Annotated in this window: 19 protein-coding genes and 2 pseudogenes; 14 read left to right on the top strand and 7 right to left on the bottom strand. The window is 68.6% G+C overall.

All coding sequences use genetic code 11. From position 1 onward, the window contains the following. The first annotated feature begins 94 nt into the window (after positions 1 to 94). The 11 genes from OG303_RS01110 to OG303_RS01060 all read left to right on the top strand — a co-directional run bounded on the left by OG303_RS01110 (position 95) and on the right by OG303_RS01060 (position 9131). Entirely contained in the window at positions 95 to 1204 is a 1110-nt protein-coding gene (locus OG303_RS01110) for an acyl-CoA dehydrogenase family protein (protein WP_405863771.1), read from the top strand. Positions 1205 to 1222: 18 nt separating this feature from the next. Further along, positions 1223 to 1582: a hypothetical protein gene (locus tag OG303_RS01105; protein WP_405863769.1), complete on the top strand. Its 360-nt coding sequence runs from the start codon at positions 1223 to 1225 to the stop codon at positions 1580 to 1582. After that, positions 1579 to 2832 (top strand): Rieske 2Fe-2S domain-containing protein, encoded by a 1254-nt coding sequence (locus tag OG303_RS01100; protein WP_405863767.1) that lies wholly within the window; start codon positions 1579 to 1581, stop codon positions 2830 to 2832. Before OG303_RS01105 ends, OG303_RS01100 begins: the two co-directional genes overlap by 4 nt. 10 nt (positions 2833 to 2842) lie before the next feature. Beyond that, on the top strand, positions 2843 to 3337 hold the full coding sequence (locus OG303_RS01095; protein WP_405863765.1) for an aromatic-ring-hydroxylating dioxygenase subunit beta: 495 nt from the start codon (positions 2843 to 2845) through the stop codon (positions 3335 to 3337). 29 nt (positions 3338 to 3366) lie between these two features. Next, positions 3367 to 4098 (top strand): SDR family NAD(P)-dependent oxidoreductase, encoded by a 732-nt coding sequence (locus tag OG303_RS01090; RefSeq protein ID WP_405863763.1) that lies wholly within the window; start codon positions 3367 to 3369, stop codon positions 4096 to 4098. Between the two features lie 40 nt (positions 4099 to 4138). Beyond that, entirely contained in the window at positions 4139 to 5086 is a 948-nt protein-coding gene (locus tag OG303_RS01085) for a PDR/VanB family oxidoreductase (protein ID WP_405863761.1), read from the top strand. A gap of 64 nt (positions 5087 to 5150) precedes the next feature. Next, complete coding sequence (locus OG303_RS01080) at positions 5151 to 5666, top strand: flavin reductase (protein WP_405863759.1); 516 nt, start codon at positions 5151 to 5153, stop codon at positions 5664 to 5666. Continuing rightward, positions 5663 to 6847 (top strand): amidase, encoded by a 1185-nt coding sequence (locus OG303_RS01075; protein WP_405863757.1) that lies wholly within the window; start codon positions 5663 to 5665, stop codon positions 6845 to 6847. The genes OG303_RS01080 and OG303_RS01075 overlap by 4 nt, the downstream gene beginning before the upstream one ends. Next, on the top strand, positions 6844 to 7947 hold the full coding sequence (locus OG303_RS01070) for a mandelate racemase/muconate lactonizing enzyme family protein (RefSeq protein ID WP_405863755.1): 1104 nt from the start codon (positions 6844 to 6846) through the stop codon (positions 7945 to 7947). The genes OG303_RS01075 and OG303_RS01070 overlap by 4 nt, the downstream gene beginning before the upstream one ends. A gap of 31 nt (positions 7948 to 7978) precedes the next feature. After that, on the top strand, positions 7979 to 8833 hold the full coding sequence (gene catA, locus OG303_RS01065; RefSeq protein WP_405863754.1) for a catechol 1,2-dioxygenase: 855 nt from the start codon (positions 7979 to 7981) through the stop codon (positions 8831 to 8833). A 19-nt stretch (positions 8834 to 8852) separates the two neighbouring features. Beyond that, entirely contained in the window at positions 8853 to 9131 is a 279-nt protein-coding gene (locus tag OG303_RS01060; RefSeq protein WP_405863752.1) for a muconolactone Delta-isomerase, read from the top strand. A gap of 63 nt (positions 9132 to 9194) precedes the next feature. On the opposite strand, the gene OG303_RS01055 is transcribed toward OG303_RS01060, so the two are convergent. Next, positions 9195 to 9566: an RICIN domain-containing protein gene (locus OG303_RS01055; protein ID WP_405877033.1), complete on the bottom strand. Its 372-nt coding sequence runs from the start codon at positions 9564 to 9566 to the stop codon at positions 9195 to 9197. A 137-nt stretch (positions 9567 to 9703) separates the two neighbouring features. After that, entirely contained in the window at positions 9704 to 10795 is a 1092-nt protein-coding gene (locus OG303_RS01050) for an FAD-dependent oxidoreductase (RefSeq protein ID WP_405863750.1), read from the bottom strand. 360 nt (positions 10796 to 11155) lie between these two features. On the opposite strand from OG303_RS01050, the gene OG303_RS01045 reads away from it, so the two are divergent. The 3 genes and pseudogenes from OG303_RS01045 to OG303_RS01035 all read left to right on the top strand — a co-directional run bounded on the left by OG303_RS01045 (position 11156) and on the right by OG303_RS01035 (position 13146). Next, the gene (locus tag OG303_RS01045; RefSeq protein WP_405863748.1) at positions 11156 to 11626 is read left to right on the top strand and encodes an SRPBCC family protein; all 471 of its coding nucleotides are present in this window, start codon (positions 11156 to 11158) and stop codon (positions 11624 to 11626) included. Positions 11627 to 11717: 91 nt separating this feature from the next. Further along, a pseudogene (locus OG303_RS01040) lies at positions 11718 to 12401 on the top strand (transposase); the annotation flags it as partial. Positions 12402 to 12462: 61 nt separating this feature from the next. Continuing rightward, the gene (locus tag OG303_RS01035; RefSeq protein ID WP_405877887.1) at positions 12463 to 13146 is read left to right on the top strand and encodes a hypothetical protein; all 684 of its coding nucleotides are present in this window, start codon (positions 12463 to 12465) and stop codon (positions 13144 to 13146) included. A 747-nt stretch (positions 13147 to 13893) separates the two neighbouring features. Here OG303_RS01035 and OG303_RS01030 read toward each other — a convergent pair. The 5 genes and pseudogenes from OG303_RS01030 to OG303_RS01010 form a co-directional block, all read right to left on the bottom strand. Then, a pseudogene (locus OG303_RS01030) lies at positions 13894 to 14026 on the bottom strand (NAD-dependent malic enzyme); the annotation flags it as partial. A 116-nt stretch (positions 14027 to 14142) separates the two neighbouring features. Then, positions 14143 to 15072 carry a cupin domain-containing protein gene (locus OG303_RS01025; protein WP_405863746.1) on the bottom strand — a complete coding sequence of 310 codons (930 nt, stop codon included), beginning with the start codon at positions 15070 to 15072 and terminating at the stop codon, positions 14143 to 14145. Between the two features lie 41 nt (positions 15073 to 15113). Continuing rightward, positions 15114 to 16013, bottom strand: coding sequence for an NAD(P)-dependent oxidoreductase (locus OG303_RS01020; RefSeq protein WP_405863744.1), 900 nt, complete (start codon positions 16011 to 16013; stop codon positions 15114 to 15116). A gap of 861 nt (positions 16014 to 16874) precedes the next feature. Continuing rightward, on the bottom strand, positions 16875 to 17990 hold the full coding sequence (locus OG303_RS01015; protein ID WP_405863743.1) for an alcohol dehydrogenase catalytic domain-containing protein: 1116 nt from the start codon (positions 17988 to 17990) through the stop codon (positions 16875 to 16877). Then, entirely contained in the window at positions 17987 to 18601 is a 615-nt protein-coding gene (locus tag OG303_RS01010; RefSeq protein ID WP_405877031.1) for a fumarylacetoacetate hydrolase family protein, read from the bottom strand. Before OG303_RS01010 ends, OG303_RS01015 begins: the two co-directional genes overlap by 4 nt. Positions 18602 to 18779 lie beyond the last annotated feature (178 nt).

Here is an 18779-nt window from a genome sequence, read left to right as displayed (position 1 = left end):
GGTTCAAGTCCCCATGGTGGACGGCCGGTTGACACGCCTAGCGTGAAGACCAGGCGGGCAGGTGAACCGCCCGGCAATGCGAGGAGATTCCCTCATGACGAAGGTCGATCAGGTGTTGGCCCTGGTAGCCGAACGGCGGGCCGAATTCGAGGAGAAGCGGCATGTTCCGCGGGATGTGATCGCCGTGTTCAAGGACGCGGGGATTTACCGGGCGAGCACGCCGAAGCGATTCGGTGGCGATGCCCTCCCGCCCGCGGAATTCCTCGGCCTCGTCGAGCGGATATCGGCCGTCGACGCCTCGGCCGGCTGGGTCGCGAGCTTCGCCTGCTCGGGCGTCTACCTGGCCGCCCTGCCCCTCGACACCCAGGCCGAGCTGTACGCGAACGGACCCGATATCGCCTTCGCGGGCGGTCTGTTCCCCGTGCAGCCCGCCGAACGCGTCGAGGGCGGCTACCGGGTCTCGGGCCGCTGGAAGTTCGCCAGCGGCTGCAAGGGCGCGGACGTCCTGGGCGTCGGTATCAAGGCGGGCGAGGACAAGGCTGGCCGGCCCCTGACCGCCGTACTGCAGGCGGACCAGGTGGAGATCGCCGAGAACTGGGACGTGGTTGGTCTGCGCGGCACCGGCAGCCACGACCTGGTGGTCGAGGGGGCCGTCGTGGGGGAGCAGTGGACGTTCCTGCGCGGCGGCGCCCCCACCGTCGACGAACCGCTCTACCGCTACCCGACCGTCCCCTACGCCGCACAGGTCCTGGCCGTCGTCGGCCTCGGCGTGGCCCGCGCCGCCCTCGACCACGTCATCGCCCAGGGCGGCCGGTCCGGCTACACCGGTGCCCCCAAGCCGGCCGAACGCGCCGGCTACCGCATCGCGGTCGGCCAGGCGGAAGCCCAACTCCGCTCCGCACGGGCCTTCTTCTATGAGGCCACCCAGGAGGCGTGGGCGACCGTAGAGGCAGGCGATCGGGCGACCGAGGAGCAGGCGAGCGCGCTGCGTCTGGCCTCCGCGCATCTCGCCAAGACCTCCTTCGAGGTCGTACGGGCCGCTTACCAGCTCGGCGGCATCGGCGCCATCGCCGACGGCAGCCCCCTCCAGCGCCACTTGCGCGACGCGTCGGTCGTGCCGCAGCACGCCTTCCTCCAGGAGGGCATGTACGACGGCGCCGGCGCGGTCCTCATGGGTGTCCAGCCCTTCCCCGGTTACCTCTGAAACCCCCAGGAGATCCCCATGTCCGACGCACCGCTCAGGGTGCTCTTCTGCATCGGCGTCAACCAGAACTTCTTCGACCTGCCCACCGGCCAGGGCAAGACGGTCTGGGACGGCTTCACGACCATGCTCACCCAGCTGTACGAGCTGCCCGGCGTCACCGTCCTCGGCACCGTCGACGACGACCAGCACATGGTCGGCCCGTCCGACTCCTGGCCCTGGACCTGTTACGTCCTCGCCGACGTCGTCGACCAGCCGGCCGTGGCCGCCGCCTGCAACCTCTTTCGCACCGTCCAGGTCGGCGAGCACGGCCTGTGGCGCTACATGAAGATCGAGGCGCGCGTCGGCCGTCCGCTGCCCGAGCCGGAGGTGGCCCGATGACGCACTCGCCGCTGGTCGAGTCCGACCGCGTGGCCGGCACGCTCTACACCGACCCGGCCCTCTTCGAACAGGAGATGGACCGCATCTTCCACCGCACCTGGGTGTGGGTCGCGCACGAGAGCGAGATCGCCAAGGCCGGCGACTTCAAGACGGCCTGGGTCGGCCGCCGTCCCGTCATCGTCACCCGGGACCGGCGGGGCACCATCAACGTCCTGCTCAACCGTTGCCGGCACCGCGGCGCCAGCGTCTGCGAGACCCCCAAGGGCAACGGCAACGGGTTCACCTGCCCCTACCACGCCTGGTCCTACGGCCTGGACGGCACTCTGCGAGGCATCCCGTATCCCGAGGGCTACGAGGACGTCGTCGAGAAGAAGGACCTGCCTTTGCAGCGACTGAAAGTGGGCTCGTACGCGGGCATGCTCTTCGCCACCTTCAGCGAGGACATCGAGCCGCTGGAGGACTTCCTCGGCGGGGCCCGGCTGTGGATCGACCGCTTCATGAAGCAGGGTGCGGGCTACCCCATCAAGGTGCAGGGCGAACACCGGTTCCGCTTCGACGGCAACTGGAAGATCCAGCTGGAGAACACCACCGACTGGTACCACTTCCCGATCGTGCACCGCTCCTGGATGGCCTCGGTCGACGCGGAGACCGCGAGCATGCTGTCGATCATGACCGACGAGAGTGCGGTCACCCACGCTCTCGGCAACGGCCACAGCGTCTCCGTCTCCGTGGCCGAACACGCCGACCTTGACGTCGACGACGGCACGGAGAAACTCCAGGACCGCTTCAGCCACATCGTCGAGGAGCTGTCGAAGGACATGCCGCCGCAGAAGGTGCGGCGCATCGTCCGCTCGCTCCACGGTGCCGGGTTCAACCTGAACCTGTTCCCGAACGTGGCGATGTCGATGTCGTTCTTCCGCGTCCTGCGCCCGATCTCCGTCGCGCAGACGGAGATCCGGCACGTGGCGCTCGGTCTGGATGGCGGCCCGGAGATCGTCAACCGTGAACGGCTGCGCATCCACGAGCATTTCCAGGGCCCGTTCGGCTTCGGCAGCCCCGACGACGCTGAGGCGTGGAACCGCGTCCAGCGCGGCGTGGCCGGCGCGGTGGACATGCCGATCCTGGTCAACCGCGGCCTGGGCCGTGAGAAGCCCGACGACCTCGGGCAGCCCACCTCCCACGCGACCGACGAGACGGGGATGCGCGAGGCGTACGCGATGTGGAACAGGATGATGACCGATGGCAACTGAGGCCACGAGCATGACAGTTGAGCTACCGCTGGACGACCCGCGAGCCCTCGCCGCCGTCTCCCTGATCTGGCGCGAGGCCCACCTCCTCGACAGCCGTCGTTACGACGCGTGGGACGATCTGTGGGCCGAGGGCGGCGAGTACGTCGTCCCCATCGACCGCGACGCGACCGACTTCGCCTCCCGCCTCAACCTCGTCTACGACGACGACCGGCTGCGCCGGATGCGCGTCGAACGCCTCACGGGCGGGTTCTCCATCTCGGCCGCGGCGGCCGCCCGTACGGTCCGCACGGTGTCCCGCTTCGTGGTGACCGGCCGCGACCAGGACGCGATCGAGCTGTGCTCGGCCCAGGTCCTGGTCGGCTACAAACGCGAGGAGACCTTCGTCCTCGCCGCAGACGTCACCCACCGGATCGTGTTCGCCGCGGACGGCCCGCGCATCTCCCGTAAGATCGTGCGGCTCGTCAACTCCGAGGACGCGGTCACGGCTTCCGGGTTCCTGCTGTGAGCCCGCACGAGGACGACGGTGCCCGGCGCGTGGCCCTGGTAACGGGCGCGGCCCGCGGCCTCGGCGCCTGCATCGCCGCACGCCTCTACGACCATGGCTACCGCGTCGCGGTGACCGACCTGGACGAGGAGGCCGCGGCGAAGGCGGCGGCAAAACTCGACCCGGAGAGCCACTACGCCGTCGGACTCGCGCTGGACGTCCGCGACAAGCACGCCTTCGCCCGCGTCCGCGACCAACTCGTCGAACGCTGGGGCGCGGTGCACGTCCTGGTGAACAACGCCGGGCACTCCAAGGTCGAGGCGCTGATGGAGATCAGCCCCGAGAGCTTCGACGCGGTCGTGTCGACCAACCTCAACGGCACCTTCTTCGGCTGCCAGGTCTTCGGTACCTACTTCGCCGAGCATGGTTACGGCCGCATCGTCAACATCGCCTCGCTCGCCGGCCAGAACGGCGGCACCGCGACCGGCGCGCACTACGCGGCGGCCAAGGGCGGAGTCTCCACCCTCACCAAGGTGTTCGCTCGCGAACTCGCCCCGTCCGGAGTGACGGTCAACGCCGTCTCACCGGGCCCGCAGGACCTCCCGATCGTCCGCGACATGCTCCCGCCCGACCGCCTCGCCGCGATCGAACAGTCCATTCCCGTACGGCGGTTGGGGCGGCCCCGGTTCATCGCCGACATGGCCGTACTGCTCGCCTCCGACCACGCGGACGCGGTCACCGGAGCCTGCTGGGACGCCAACGGCGGCCTGTACATGCGCTGACAGCGCCGTCAGCTCCCCACCTGATCCCGAAGGCAGACGGATGTTCACAGTCACCGTCACCGACACCCACGACGAGACCGACAGCATCAAGGTCCTGCGGCTCGTCCGTTCCGACGGCACCGCCCTGGCCCCCTATCCGGCCGGCGCGCACATCGACGTCACCGGACCCACCGGCATCACCCGCCCGTACTCCCTGTGCGGCCCGCCGCATGACACCGGTGCCTACACCATCGCCGTCAAGCGGGAGGCGGACTCGCGCGGGGGTTCCCAGGCCCTGCACGACAAGGCCGAGCCGGGCAGCGAACTGACCGTCGGCACGCCCCGGCAACTCTTCTCCCTCGCTCCCGACGCGGCCGCACACCACCTCGTCGCGGCCGGAATCGGGATCACACCGCTCCTGGCGATGGCGTACGAACTGCACGGCAGAGCAGCCGAGTTCACCCTGCACTACGTGGCGAGGAGCCGGGCGGACGCGGCCTTCGCCGCACTGCTGGAGGAGTCCGCCTTCACCGCACGCGTGGTCCGTCACTTCGGGCTCGGCCGACAGGCGGTCATGTCCGCGCTCACCGCGGAACTGACCGCTCTTCCGACAAACGCCCACGTCTACACCTGCGGACCGTACGACTTCATGACGTACGTCCGTGAACTCGCCGCCCGAGGCCTGCCCGAGGAGCGGATCCACTCGGAGCTGTTCCAGGCCGGTGAGCCGTCGGACGCGAGCGGGGCCTTCGAGGTCGAACTCGACACCGGCGAGGTCTACTTCGTGCCGCCCGGCAAGAGCATCGCCGAGGTACTGGAGGAGAACGGCGTCCCGCTGGAGACCTCCTGCCGCGAGGGCATCTGCGGCACCTGCGTCCTGCGCGTGACCGAGGGCGAACCCGACCACCGGGACCACTGCCTGACCGCGAAGGAGAAGGCGGCCGGAGACCAGATCGCCGCCTGCGTGTCACGCGCGAAGTCGGCCCGGCTGGTGGTCGAGCTGTGGTGAGCACTGCGAACAGTCCGAAACCTCGTGCAGTCCGAGGTACGACAACGAGAGGAGGGGTGAAGCCGTGCCCCCCAGCCGGAACGACTTCCGCGAGGCGATGGCCCACCTCCCGGCCGCCGTCAACATCCTGACCACCGACGGCCCGAACGGCCGCTGCGGCATCACCCTCAGCGCCGTCTGCTCGGTCACCGACGCCCCGCCGACCGTCCTGGTGTGCGTGAACCGCGCCAGCGCCATGCACGACGTCTTCAAGGCGAACGGCCGTGTGGGTCTCAACGTCCTGGCCGGAGAGCAGCAGGAACTCGCCCTGCACTTCGCGGGCGCCACCGAGGTGGCCATGGCCGAACGCTTCACCTGGGACGTCTGGGACCGCACCCACGACGTACCCGTCCTCAAGGACGCCCTGGTCACGGCGGTCGGCACGATCAAGCACACGGTTCCCATGGGCTCCCACAGCGTGCTCTTCGTCGACATCGAGCAGATCCGCACCCGTACCGGCGGCCAGAGCCTCGTCTACTTCAACCGCGCCTTCCACCGGCTCGACGCCGACCCCCTCGTACCGGAAGGCACACGCTCATGACCACCGTCGAGGACGCGCTACGACGCCTGGAGCGCACCGAGCCGGAGATCCGCGCGTGGGTGCGCGTGGACACCGAGGGCGCTCGCGCCGCCGCGCTGCAGGCACCGGACGGACCGCTCAGAGGGCTGCCGTTCGGGGTCAAGGACATCATCGACGTCGCCGGACTGCCCACCGAGTGTGGCTCCCCACTGCGACGCGGAAGGATCGCCGCACACGACGCCTGGCTCGTGGACCGGCTGCGCCGGGCGGGCGCCGTCCCTCTCGGCAAGACGGTGACGACCGAGTTCGCGTACTTCCAGCCCGGCCCCACCCGCAACCCGCACCATGTGGCCCACACCCCGGGCGGCTCGTCCAGCGGCTCGGCCGCCGCCGTCGCGGCCGGCGTAGTGCCCCTCGCCCTGGGCTCACAGACGGCGGGCTCACTGACCCGGCCCGCCTCCTTCTGCGGCGTCGCCGGATATGTCGCTCCGGTCGGCGCCTGGCCGACGACCGGGATCACCGGCCTGAGCCCGTCCCTGGACGCACCAGGACTCATCGCCGCACGGGTGGACGATCTGGCCGCGGCCGTGGCGGCCGTCGACGGCACCCGGTCCGAGGTCCCGGACCGCGCGCTACGGGTGCTGGCGTGGACCGGCACAGAGCTGGCCGACATCGACCCGGCGATGCTCGACGCCCTGCGCAGCACCACCCGGGCCCTGGCCGCCGGCGGCACGCAGACCGACGACCTCGCGGGACGGGTCCGTACGCCGGAACTCGCCGAGACGCACGCCACCGTCATGGCATACGAGGCCGCTCGCTCGCTCGCGGCCGAAGCGGAGCGTCCCGGATCCCTGAGCCGGCACCTCAACGACCTCTTGACGCGTGGTCGCGACACTCCGGTCGACGAGTACCGGACAGCGCTCGCCGTCAGACACGAGGCCCGCACCCGGATCCTCGAACTCCTCGACCACGCCGACGTGATCCTCGGCCCGGCGGCCCCCGGCCCCGCCCCGCACGGACTGGACGCCACCGGCAGCCCGGTACTCAGCCGCCCCTGGCAGCTCCTCGGCCTGCCCGTCGTGACCGTCCCCGGTCACCGGGATCGGGACGGCATGCCCCTGGGCCTGCAACTCATCGGCCACCCCGCACGCGTGGGCCGACTGCTCGGCATCGCCCGGCGGGTCGAGGAGACCGTCCGATGAAGATCACCGCGGTCGAGACCGTCCCGTATGCGATCCCGTACACCAAGCCGCTGAGGTTCGCGAGCGGCGAGGTGCACAGCGCCGAACACGTCCTGGTCCGGATCCACACCGACGAAGGACTGACCGGCGTGGCCGACGCCCCGCCCCGCCCTTTCACGTACGGAGAGACACAGGCGTCCGTGATCGGCGTGATCGAGAAGATCTTCGCGCCGCAGCTCGTGGGTGCTGACGTGTTCGCCCGCGAGCGGATCCACGCCTTGCTGCGTCGCACCGTCGGCAATCCGGCCGCCAAGTCGGCCCTCGACATTGCGTTGTGGGACATCACGGGCCAGGCCGTGGACCGACCCGTCACCCAGCTGCTGGGCGGCTGGACCGACCGGATGCGGGTCAGCCACATGCTCGGCTTCGACACGCCGGCGCGGGTGGCCGACGAGGCGCTGCGGCACCGGGACACCCACGGCATCAAGGTCTTCAAGGTGAAGGTCGGCCGTCGCCCCGCCCGCCTGGACCTCGACGTCTGCCGGGCTCTGCGCGAAACCCTCGGTGACGAGAGCGAGTTGTACGTCGACGGCAACCGCGGGTGGACCGCATCGGAGGCCGCCTTGGCGCTGCGCGAACTGGACGAGCTCGGCATGACGCTGGCCGAGGAGCTGTGTCCGGCCGACGACGTCCTCGGCCGGCGGTGGCTCGTCGGCCAGAGCCGCATTCCGTTCGTCGCGGACGAGTCCGCCACCACACCGGCCGAAGTGACCCGCGCCCTGCTCGACGGCGCTGCCACCGCAATCAGCATCAAGACGGCCCGCACCGGCTTCACCGATTCACAGCGCGTGCTGTTCCAGTGCGAGGGGATGGGGGCCGAGGTCGTGATGGGCAACCAGATCGACGGCCAGTTGGGCACGGTGTGCACCGTAGCCTTCGGCGCCGCCCACGCCTCTTCCTCCCGCAGGGCCGGCGAACTCTCCAACTTCCTCGACATGAGCGACGACCTGCTGACCGAACCGCTCACCATCACCGACGGGACGCTCGCCATCCGTGATCGGCCTGGGCTGGGCGTCGTGATCGACGACTCCAAGCTCGCCCGCTACCGCCAGGACCACTGAAGAATCCCCGCTTCCGAAGGAGCCGCACACCATGTCCGACACCACCCTCAAGGCCACAGCCGCCGGATCCGGAGCCTCGGCGACGGAACGCTTCCTCACCGACAAGACCGACGTGTCCGGACCCCGTGCCGACACCGCCCGCGTCAACACCCTGGCCACCGAGGTGATCACCACCGTCCACGACGTCATCCGCCGCCACCAGGTGACCTACGAGGAGTACAACGCCCTCAAGTCGTGGCTGATCTCCGTCGGGCAGGACGGCGAGTGGCCGCTCTTCCTCGACGTGTGGATCGAGCACGTCCTCGAAGAAGTCGCCACCGCGACCCGAAAGGGCAGCAAGGGCACCATCGAGGGACCGTACTACGTGCCCAGCGCTCCCACCCTGCCCAGCGTCAGCGTCCTGCCGATGCGGGACACCGAGGCCGGCACCCCGCTCCTCTTCCAGGGGCAAGTCACCGGCGTCGACGGCGAGCCGCTGGCCGGTGCCCTACTGGAGATGTGGCAGGCCGACGACGACGGGCTGTACGCACAGTTCGCGCCCGGCATCCCGGAGTGGAACCTGCGCGGTGGCGTCGTCACCGACGACGAGGGCCGGTTCGCGGTGACCACCATCCAGCCCGCCCCCTACCAGATCCCCACCGACGGCTCCTGCGGCCGACTCATCGCCGCGGCCGGCTGGCACGCCTGGCGCCCCGCCCACATCCACCTGAAGGTCTCGGCACCCGGACACCAACCGCTCACCACACAGCTCTACTTCAAGGACGGCGCCCACATCCAGGACGACGTGGCCTCCGCCGTGAAACCCGAACTCGTCCTCGATCCGCGGCCCAACGCCACGGGCGTCGCCGAGGTCACGTACGACTTCGTCCTCGCCCCGGTCTCCTGACCGCCTCCAGGAGGCCACCGTGCTCTTCGCCGTCCAGATGACCGTGAACCTACCGCCCGACCTGGACAGCGCCCTCAAGGAAGCGACCCTCACTGCCGAGAAGGAGTACGCGCAAAAGCTCCAGCAGTCCGGTGAGTGGCTGCATCTGTGGCGCTGCGCCGGCCTGTACGCGAATCTCAGCATCTTCGACGTCAGCGGCAACGACCGGCTCAACGAGATCCTCTGGGGCCTGCCGCTCTTCCCCTACCTGCACATCAGCGTGACGCCGCTGGCACGGCATCCCTCCGCCATCAACTGACGCTGTCGGACGGGAACTGGGGAAATGCGACTACAAAGTACAAGTGACCGTTGCGGCGACCCGCTACTGCGGGACGACGCGGAACTGCTGGTTCGTGTTGGTGCTGCCGGCCCACTGACCGAGATCGGATCCGTTGGCGGTACGGCCCATGCCGTCGACGTACAGACTCGTCGCACGGTTCTTGAACCGGATGTAGGCGCCCGCCGTCACCTCCATCCACTTCTGGGAGGCGGCGCTGCTGTCGGTCGACTGGCCGGCGGCAGCGCCGTTGGCCCTGGCGCCCAGGCCGTCTAGGTACAGCCCGGTGGCGTGGTTCTTGAGGCGGATCCAGCTTCCGTCAGGGACGATCGACCACTCCTGGTTGGTAGTTGATCCGAGGGGCCACTGACCGACGGTGGACCCACTGGTCGTCCGTCCCGCCCCGTCGACGTACAGCCCGGTTGACAGAAATCCGTGGAACGGATGCGGGCCCGGACGAGGGCGGTCATTTGCCGGCGCGGCGAACGGCGGGAAGGAAGGGAGTAGGTCCCGTCCCGGTGCAGGGCACGGGCCCGGGCGGGACCTGCCGTCTGTCAGCCGGCTTCGAGACCGAAGAGCTGAGTGAAGCGTCCGGTCAACAAGTCGGCTCCCTTGTACTGGGCGGTGACCTCTGGCCCGCCGATGCCTTCACCTGGGCGCTGAGTCGCCCCGCCGTTGGGGCCGAGGGGGAGCATGATTGCGGCCGGTCCCACCTCATAGGGGGCCGTTGGGGCGTCGCCTTCGATCAGTGACGTGATGTTGCGGGCAACCACGGCCGCGTGGCGCATGGCGGCGCCGGCCCTCTTGGACTCGGGCAGATCGGTGATGTCCCCGAGGGCGAAAACCGTTTCCTGGCCTTTGACTTGGAGTGATTCGGTCACCGCTATCCGGCCGCCGCCATGCCGGACGTCCGCGAGCGCGCCGACAAGGTAGTCAGTGTGAGGACGCCCCCCATAGCAACGGAACCAGATGTCACCAGTGACGTCGATGCCCGCGCCAGTGGTCACCTGGAATCGGCCGAGTTCGCCCGACCGGGTGCCGGGTTCGTCGTGAAGCGGGCTGCCCAGGATCAACCGCACATCCAGATCGGCGAGCTGCCGACGAATCTCCTCGCGCAGTTCCGGCTCGTACTCGCAGAGGATGTCGGAGGCGGGGTCGACGATGACGACGCCCTTCCCGGGCCACTTGGCCTTGATCTCTCCGGCGAACTCGAGTCCCACCGGGCCTGCACCCAGGAGCATCACCTGCTCGGCTTCCGCCAACTGCCGCTGCGCGTAGGCGTATTGCTCCATCGCCTCTGACGCGACGTGGAACTCGTTCTTGGCGGGGAAGGGGTAACTTGACCCGGTTGCCAGCACGATGTAGTCGGCGGGGAGGGCTTTTCCAGAGGCGAGGGTGACCCGGCCGGGTTCCACGGCAACGGCGCGATCGCGAATGACACGTCCCCTGGACAGGAGACGGTCGTAGGGGAAGAAGACCCTTGGGAGGAACTCGGGGTCCACGGTGGCGCGCAGCGCGCCAACCGCGTGGAAGAAGGCGTCGCGCGGCTCGATCAGCGCGACGTCGGCGACCTCGTCCAAGGCCTTGGCGGCAGAGGCACCACCGTAGCCTCCACCGATGACCACAACGGTCGCGGACTGTGACATGTGGATCTCCTCAAGTTCTGCTGTTTTCAGGGACAGCTGGGCAAAACGCCCAGGGGGGTGCCCGCTTGTCGTCTGGACGACCGCGTCCCTACGGGCGTGACGACCTCGGGGGATGAGGGTGCGGCTCGTTGTGGCGGCCGGTCCCTTACCTACCGGTCGGGTGGTAGACGTCAGCTCGGCACGTTCAGTACTCGACGGTCAGCGGGCTAACTGCATACACGTTACCAACCTTCAGGCTGTCACTGATGAAAGTCGCGCCGATCGCTTTACTGAGGTCGCTGGATGTGTGCACACTTTGCGGGAGGCTGTCACGGTAGGGCGAGGATGGCCGACGGAGTTCGAGTTCTGTGGAGGAACATCGTGATCGAAGTGAGCCGCACTCTTCCCGTGAACGACAGCAGTGGACCGGTCCTCACCGTGGACGACGTGTGGGAGGGCTTGGTGGACAAGGCCCAGAACCCCCTGCCGTACGTCGCAGCTATCAGCGAGTGCACAGTGGCCGAGCGGTTCGACGGTGGCTTGGTGCGGGACATCGTGCACGTCGGACAGCCGGTGCGCGAAGTCGTCACCTTCTACCCCAAGCAGCGCGTGCATTTCGTGCGCACTCACGGCACGGCCAAGGGGACGATCGACAACGAGATCGGTCTGGGCGACGCCGGGGAGCTGGAGCTGACCTTCAGCTTCAGCATCGTGGTGGATGGCGTGGAGCCGGACAGCCCGATGGAGAAGGAGTTCGCCGAGCGCATGGAGGCGGACTATTTGGACGCAGTCCGTACGACCCTCAAGGCTGTGCGAGATCGAGTCGCCGTCGCCTCCGGCGATTACCGGTAGTTCGTTAAATCCGGTGGTGGTGTGGGTTGACGGCGAGGCGGGTTGGTCGTAGGCCGGTGGTAGGAGTCAACTGCTCTGCTGGGGGCTGGAGATGACCGCTCGCCGTCCGTGTCCGCCTGCGCCGGGGCCGTTGGAGGAGTACGCGGCCCGGTTCGACGACCTCTTCTTCAGCCTGGCTCAGCGGCGGGGTTTTCGTGAGTACCTGACGGGGCTACTGGCGCCGCGGGAGCGGAACAAGACGATCACCTGCCTGGCAGGAGCTGAGCCGGTGGCCGGCGCGGGGATGCCGGGAGTGCAGCGGCTGCAGTTCTTCCTGTCCGAGTCTCCCTGGGAGGTGGAGCAGGTCAACGACCGGCGGCTTGAGCTGCTGCGCGAGCAATCGGCGACGGCTCCCCACGACGGCGGAGTCATCGTGATCGACGACTCCGGGGACCGCAAGGACGGCACGGCCACCGCCAACGTGGGCCGGCAGTGGCTGGGCCGCTTGGGCAAGACGGACAACGGCATCGTCACGGTGAGCACGGTGTGGACCGACGGCCGTGTGTACTACCCACTGCACGCCATCCCTTACACCCCTGCGCACCACTTCGCCCGCGCCCGGTCCGACCCGGCTTTCCGTACGAAACCGCAGCTGGCCGCTGCTTTGGCGGTGCGCGGGAAGGAGGCGGGCTTCGGCTGCCGGGCGGTGGTCGCCGACTGCGCCTACTCCGTCAGCGACGACTGGTATCTCGCACTGCGGGCGGCCTGCCTGGCCTACGTGGTAGCACTCAAACCGCATCGCGGCACCTGGGCCCCGGCCGGCCAGCCGCATACCCCCCATCGACGCCGCACACGCCTTGACCTGGAAGAACGCAGGCTATCCCGGCGACTGGACACCGGTAGAGCGTCACTTCCGCGACGGGCACACCGAGACCTGGTGGGCCGCCGATGCCCGACTGGGCGGTTATGGCCCCGACTCACCCTGCCGGCTGGTCGTGGCCACCACCGATCCAGCCACCCTGCCGGAGAAGGCCACCTGGCACCTGGCCACCAACCTGCCCCACCCCAACGCAGCCTGCGCCGCCACCAGCCCGCACACGCCGGCCGACCTCGCCGAGATCGTCCGCCTTTACGGCCTGCGGCCGTGGGTCGAGCAGAGCTACAAGCAGGTCAAGGACGAACTCGGCTGGGCCGACTTCCAAGTCCGTTCCGACCGTGCCATCCGACGACTTCAGACCTGGTCAACTGCGCCTTCTCCTTCTGCTGGGACCAATGGTTCGCCCCACCCGGACCAGTGGATGCCACCGCGCCGGACCCGTGCCCCAGCGAGGGGCCAGAGAGGGGGGCCGGCCCCGTCGCACCAGCACCAACAGCCCTGCTGGCCCAGGGCCTTACGGGCGATCCGTTCCTGGCTCGCCCCCGCCGTCACTCTCAACCAATGGTGGCGAGCCTGGACGGACAAAGACCCGCCCTCCGAGCTCCAGGCCCTGATCGACGCGGTCACCACCGGACACGGACTTGACCTCTACCGCCGGATTTAATGAACTACCGGTAGACCGTATGAAGCGCCGGTGGCTCCGACCGTCAGAACGTTCAAGGCCGATGCCCCTCGCGCAAGTTGACGCGGGTTGCCTGCCGGTGGGCACGGTGGCGGGTAGTGCCGCAACTACCGGGAGGCACCGGATGTTTTCCGAGGTACTTCGGTCGGCCTGGATGTCCATTCCCGCTCCACCGCGGCCTGGGCACTGGACAGCGTGACCTGCGAAGTCTTCGGCGAACGCCTCGTCGTGAACACGTCCGACGTGGTGGCCTGGACCCGTGGTCCGCCCCAGCCGGCTGCGGTGGCCTAGGAGGGCGGCCCGACCGGCTTCAGGCCGGCACGGGCCCTGCACGAGCGCGGTATCCGCTGCGCTGTGGTCACAGCGGGGGCATCCGGCACAGGCCAGGCCCTGCGCAGTCCCTCGCCGCCCACGGATGCGACGTGACGGCCGATCTCCAGCCGGTCCGATGCCCCTCCGGCTGATCCCATTTCGCGGCCGAGGAGTCGGCTGTGACGCCGAACGCCCCGGTCCGGCCGCTTCGACCTGTTGGGGTCGAGGCCGACGGGGGCTCGGGGCGTTGGTGTTGGTTCTGGATCACTTTGCGTACTGGCTGACGGACGCTCACTGTCCCGAAGCGATCAGCCGCTTCAATGTTCGCTGCTGCCGCGGCGCCCCTCGCGGCAGGCGGCGAGGTCGGCGTGGGCCTGTTCCCGCTGTGCGGCGATCATGTCGTCGTCCTCCAGCAGGATTGGGGTAGTCGGATTCCGGGCGCCACGATGGCGGCGTACCTGTGGGCGATGTCCGGGTGGACCTCCGGTTTCGGGTTGGCCATGGCGAACACGAACGCGCCCTCGGTCATGGAGGCCACCGCCGTCTTCGGAAACGTCGCCGACGCCGTCCTCCAGCAGGAACGACGGCATCAACCATGCCCACAGCACAGAAACGCCGCCGACGGCATCAACCCGGACCAGCCAGCCCCAACCAGAAAAGCGGAGGCTAGGCGCCCTCAGTGACAGGCAGCGCCGTCAGCGCGGCCCAGTCCTTTTCCCAGAACATGCTGTGCTGCTCGGGCGGTCGTGGCGTCATTGTCTCGAGCCAGCGCAACGGCTCGTCGCCTATGTTGACCACCGCGTGGGAGCCGCCGACCCCGGCGAGGATCGTGTCGCCCGGGCCCACCTCGAAGCGCTCCTGGTCCAGATAGGCCAGAGCGCGCCCCTGAAGGAAGTGGTAAACCTCCTCGTACTGGTGGTAGTGCGTCTTGCTGACCGGATCCGCCTGCATCAGGTCCACGACGTTGCGCTTGTCGGCCGGCGCCGGCGGAAGTTGCGCCAGGAACGTGATGTGCTGGACCGCTCCGAGGGTGTCCTGGACGAGCAGTCGGGACGAGATGTGCTTGACGCAGTAGTTGATGGCGCCGCGCGCGGCGATGGGACCGTACGGCGGCATCTGGTCGTCTTCGAACCATCCGACGTAACGACAGCGAGGATCGCCCAGGGCGACCTCGCGACCGTCCTTCGGAGGGCTGAGTTCGGGGGAGGCGTATGTGCCATGCGCGTCCGCGACAGTCTTGGGTTGGGGCGCGCGCACCTCGATCCACCTCGCGGCTCGGGCCGAGGTGTTACGCCAGGCATGGGGAGCCGCGATCGGCGCGAAGCCGTAACCGCCCTTCGTGATCCGGTAACTCTCGCCACCGACGGCGTACAGCGCCTCGCCTTCGAGCATGAAGAACGATTCCTCGAAGGGATGGAAATGGCCTGGAATGACGCCGCCGGGGGCCAGTTCCGTGATGACGACTTCCTGATGCACCGACCCGTGGGTGGCATCGATGAGCCGGGTCTGCCGTACTCCCTCGAACCCCGCTCCGGTCACCGCGGTCGACCGGAGTTCCGAGCTGCGCACCAGGGCGGTGCGCTTGTCCTTCGCCATGTTTGTCCTCAACTCTTTGGTCTGCTGCTTGCTTGTCGTCCTCAAGTGCGGTCAGTGGCCGATCGGGGGTCGCGCAGGAAGTCGCCGAAGCCTGTAATGTCCCGCGGTCCGTAGCCGGCGGCGACAGCCTGCGTGAACAGTGCCACGGTGGCCTTGGCCTGGGGCACCTGGGAACCCACCTCGTCCGCGAACCCGGTGATCATGTCGTAGACCTTTATCGCCATCTCGATCGGTCCCTGGACTTCGCTCGACTCGGGATCGAGGAATGCCTCGCGGCGCCGGCTCAGCAGTGCGGACGTGGCCGGGCTCTCCACCAGCAGGTCAATGGCGCGCTTCCGATCGATTCCGGCACCGGTCGCCAGCCCGATTGCCTCGGCCGTGGCGCACATGGTGGCGAAGGCCAGGAGGTTGACGGTGAGCTTCATGACGGCCGCGTGGGCGGGATCGTCACCGACGTGCCGGAACGTGCCCAGTGCACTCAAGATCTCACTCGCCAACGGAATCCCTGTCGGATCTCCCGCGGCCATGACGAATCCGCGTCCTTCCTCAACGTCGAGCGGCCTGCCGCTCACGGGCGCGAAGAGGAAACGGTGTCCTCCGGCGGCGACGTGATCGCGGAGATCGCGCGCTTGCGCCGGCTCGAGGGTTCCCAGATCGATGAACAACCGCTCCGAGCCTGTGTCGTCCAGCAACCCGCCTGCTTCGAGGTAGGTAGTGCGGGTGGCTTCCCACCCCGCCAGGCAGACGCACACCACGTCGCACACGCGCGCCAGCTCCGCAGGACTCGCGGCGACCGATGCGCCTGTCATTTCGGCCATTTCGTGGCTTCGGGCCGCGGTGCGGTTGTACACATGCACCTCGGTACCGCGGCTCGCCAACACCTTGACGAGCGCGCGGCCGATACGCCCCAACCCCACCACGCCGACAACCATGTCTGTCATCATCCGGCTCCGTCCACATTGACCTGTTTCACCAGTGACAGGGGTTATAGTGCATGCACTTTGCGAGCAGTGTCAACGCGTGCGCAATCGAGGTAAGACCTGCCGTCTCGGGTCGGCCGGCGTTGAGACCGTAGAGCTGGGTGCAGCGACCGTTCATCAGGTCGGCGCCCCTGCGCTGGGCGGTGGCTCCGGTGCAGCAATGCCTTGACCTGGGAACTGATCCGCTCCATGGTGAGGTCGAGGGGGCGTGACGGCGACGGGTCCCAACTCGACGGCGGCAGTTGGGGTGGACAGTTCCGTGATGTCGCCCAAGGCGAAGATCGCGTCCTGCCGGGAGTTTGCGCGTGCTATCCGCCATGACAGCGAGTGCCGAGTTCACCAAGAAAAGTGTATACACCCTAGCTTCCCCGTTTTCTGGTCGCCGATGCCCTGTGGGCCGCGTGCCACAGCCGCTGCCCCGACCGGCCGGTAAACCATGGCCGGCCATCGGACAGTGAGGGTTTTGCCCGGTGGAGCGGCCCAGATCTGTGTCCAGGCATCAGCGGGACGGCGATGTGTTTTCACACAGACGAAGTGCTCGCTGTTTGGCTGCGGACCCGCCGGCGGCCGACCCCCACTGCGCCGCGGGCAGAGTCGGTCCACCGCGTGACACGTCAGCTGTGCAGCCGCGGTCAATCCTGACGCCGGACACGCCCAGGTGGTGGCTGTCTCGCCCATGACCTTCTTCCGGGCCATCGCGGCGTATGGGAACAGAATGCTGATCCGGTGGCCGAGGGCCACATCCGAAGAGATGCCCTTGGAGGCGACCGTCCTGCGTCGCCTCCAAGCTGCGATCCTCCGGTATCCGCCGGAGCTGTGTCCTCAGCCGTCCCAGTCCTCGGGTCGCAGGGTGAGTGCCACGCGCCCGAGGCTGTTGTCGTCCTCCATGTAGCGGTGGGCGTCCGCGGCGCGGGCGATGGGGAACGTGCGGTCGACGACAGCACGGAATCCGTGCTCCACCTGCGTCCACAGTTCCTTCACCGCAGCCGGGTTGCCCGTGCGTACGCCGATGATGCGGTGACAGTCGGAGTACACACGCCGCAGATTGATCCCCACCTTGCCGCCGAGGAAGGCGCCGGAGGTGACCACAGTGCCGCCGCGGGCCAGGGAGTCGATGGTCGCGTCCCAGATGTCAGGGTCACCGAGGTTGTCGACGGCGATGTCGACACCGCGACCGCCGGTCGCCTCGCGTACTCGCGCCACGAAGTCCGGCGCGTTGGTGTCGAGCACGAGGTCGGCTCCCGCCGCGGCCATGGCTGCGCGCTTCTCCGCCGAGCGGGAGGTCGAGATGATCTTCGCGCCCAGATGCTGGGCGTAGGCGGCCGTAGTGGAGCCGAGCGCGGAAGAACCGCCCTGGACGAGTACCCACTGTCCGGGGCGGAGTCCTGCCTGGGCCATCTGGTTGGCGGCAACCGCGCCGAGGAGTGCGAGCGAGGCGGCCATCGCGGCCGGAATGCCGTCCGGGACCTTGTGGACGTTGCGCGCCGGCACCACACAGTACTGCGCGTACGCGCCGGGGCGGTGGGTGCCTATCACGGTCAGGGCGTCGCAGACCTCCTCGCGGCCATCGACGCAGTAAGAGCAGGTGCCGCAGGCGACACCGGGCAGGACGGCCACGCGGTCGCCGACCTGTACGGAGTCCACGCCCTCCCCCAGTGCGGCGATGGTGCCGGCGTGGTCCGCGCCCAGGATGTGGGGCGGCTCGATCTTGGCGTACGGGTGGTTGCCCGCACGTGCCGTGAGGTCGAGCAGTCGGCCGATGCCGACCGCGGCGACCTGGACGAGGACCTCTCCCGGGCCGGGGCGCGGTGTGTCCACCGTGGCCTGCTCCAGGACGTCGGGCGGTCCGAACTTGCGGAACAGCATGGCTTGCATGGTTGCGGGAACCGGCAGCGCTTTCGACCAGCCGAGCTCAGAAACGGTCGAAGTGATGCTCATGACGCCACCACCTTGTTCTCCAGGCGACCGATTCGCTCGATTTCAATCACTATTTCATCCCCGACAGCCAGGAACTCCCCACGCGGTACTCCGCAGCCGGCAGGTGTTCCGGTGAGGATGACGTCCCCGGGTTCCAGTCGGGTGATGCGGCTGGCAGCCGCGATCACCTCGGGGATCTTCACCATCATCTGCGCGGTGGAGGAGTCCTGCTTGAGCACGCCGTTGACGCTGAGCTGGATCCGCAGGTTCTGGGGGTCGGTGATCTGCCAGGCGGGCACCAGTCCGGGGCCGAGCGGGCAGAAGCCGTCCTGTCCCTTGTGGCTGACCCAGTCGAAGGTGAACGGTTCGGCGACCGGCTTGGCGGCCTTGATCCGGTCCCGGGCGGAGATGTCGTTCGCCGCCAGGTACCCGGCCACATGATCCATGGCCTGCTCGGGCGCGAGGTTGCGGCCCCCTCGTCCGATGACGACGGCCAGTTCGGCCTCCCAGTCGACGCGGGCGCCCGGGTAGGCGGGCAGCGGCACCGGGTCCCCCGGCCCCGTCACGGTCGTCGTCGGCGGCTTGAGGAAGAAGAACGGGTCACCCAGCTCATCGGGGCGTTCGCAGCCCATCTCGGCGATGTGGTCCCAGTAGTTGGCGCCCGCGCAGAGCACCTTGCCAGGGTACGTCAGCGGCGGAGCGAGTCGGGCGCCCTCAACGGCGTCCGACGCTGTCGGCAACCAGTCACGGAACAGTGGTGCGAGCGCTTCCCACCGGCCCAGCACCTCCATCAGCGTGAGGCCTTCGGTT

Origin of the sequence: Streptomyces sp. NBC_00005, assembly GCF_045160215.1 — a bacterium.
In the GTDB taxonomy this organism is placed as follows: Bacteria; Actinomycetota; Actinomycetes; order Streptomycetales; family Streptomycetaceae; genus Streptomyces.
Note: the sequence above shows the minus strand (reverse complement) of the source record. Positions and strands in the feature narration are given on the sequence as shown.

Bases quoted from the DNA above. Each gene is read 5' to 3' on its own strand.
- OG303_RS01105 (WP_405863769.1), top strand. From the start codon at position 1,223: ATGTCCGACGCACCGCTCAGGGTGCTCTTCTGCATCGGCGTCAACCAG.
- catA (WP_405863754.1), top strand. From the start codon at position 7,979: ATGTCCGACACCACCCTCAAGGCCACAGCCGCCGGATCCGGAGCCTCG.
- OG303_RS01010 (WP_405877031.1), bottom strand. From the start codon at position 18,601: ATGGGCTGCGAACGCCCCGATGAGCTGGGTGACCCGTTCTTCTTCCTC.
- OG303_RS01085 (WP_405863761.1), top strand. From the start codon at position 4,139: ATGTTCACAGTCACCGTCACCGACACCCACGACGAGACCGACAGCATC.
- OG303_RS01050 (WP_405863750.1), bottom strand. From the start codon at position 10,795: ATGTCACAGTCCGCGACCGTTGTGGTCATCGGTGGAGGCTACGGTGGT.
- OG303_RS01020 (WP_405863744.1), bottom strand. From the start codon at position 16,013: ATGACAGACATGGTTGTCGGCGTGGTGGGGTTGGGGCGTATCGGCCGC.
- OG303_RS01025 (WP_405863746.1), bottom strand. From the start codon at position 15,072: ATGGCGAAGGACAAGCGCACCGCCCTGGTGCGCAGCTCGGAACTCCGG.
- OG303_RS01100 (WP_405863767.1), top strand. From the start codon at position 1,579: ATGACGCACTCGCCGCTGGTCGAGTCCGACCGCGTGGCCGGCACGCTC.
- OG303_RS01110 (WP_405863771.1), top strand. From the start codon at position 95: ATGACGAAGGTCGATCAGGTGTTGGCCCTGGTAGCCGAACGGCGGGCC.
- OG303_RS01095 (WP_405863765.1), top strand. From the start codon at position 2,843: ATGACAGTTGAGCTACCGCTGGACGACCCGCGAGCCCTCGCCGCCGTC.
- OG303_RS01075 (WP_405863757.1), top strand. From the start codon at position 5,663: ATGACCACCGTCGAGGACGCGCTACGACGCCTGGAGCGCACCGAGCCG.
- OG303_RS01015 (WP_405863743.1), bottom strand. From the start codon at position 17,990: ATGAGCATCACTTCGACCGTTTCTGAGCTCGGCTGGTCGAAAGCGCTG.
- OG303_RS01070 (WP_405863755.1), top strand. From the start codon at position 6,844: ATGAAGATCACCGCGGTCGAGACCGTCCCGTATGCGATCCCGTACACC.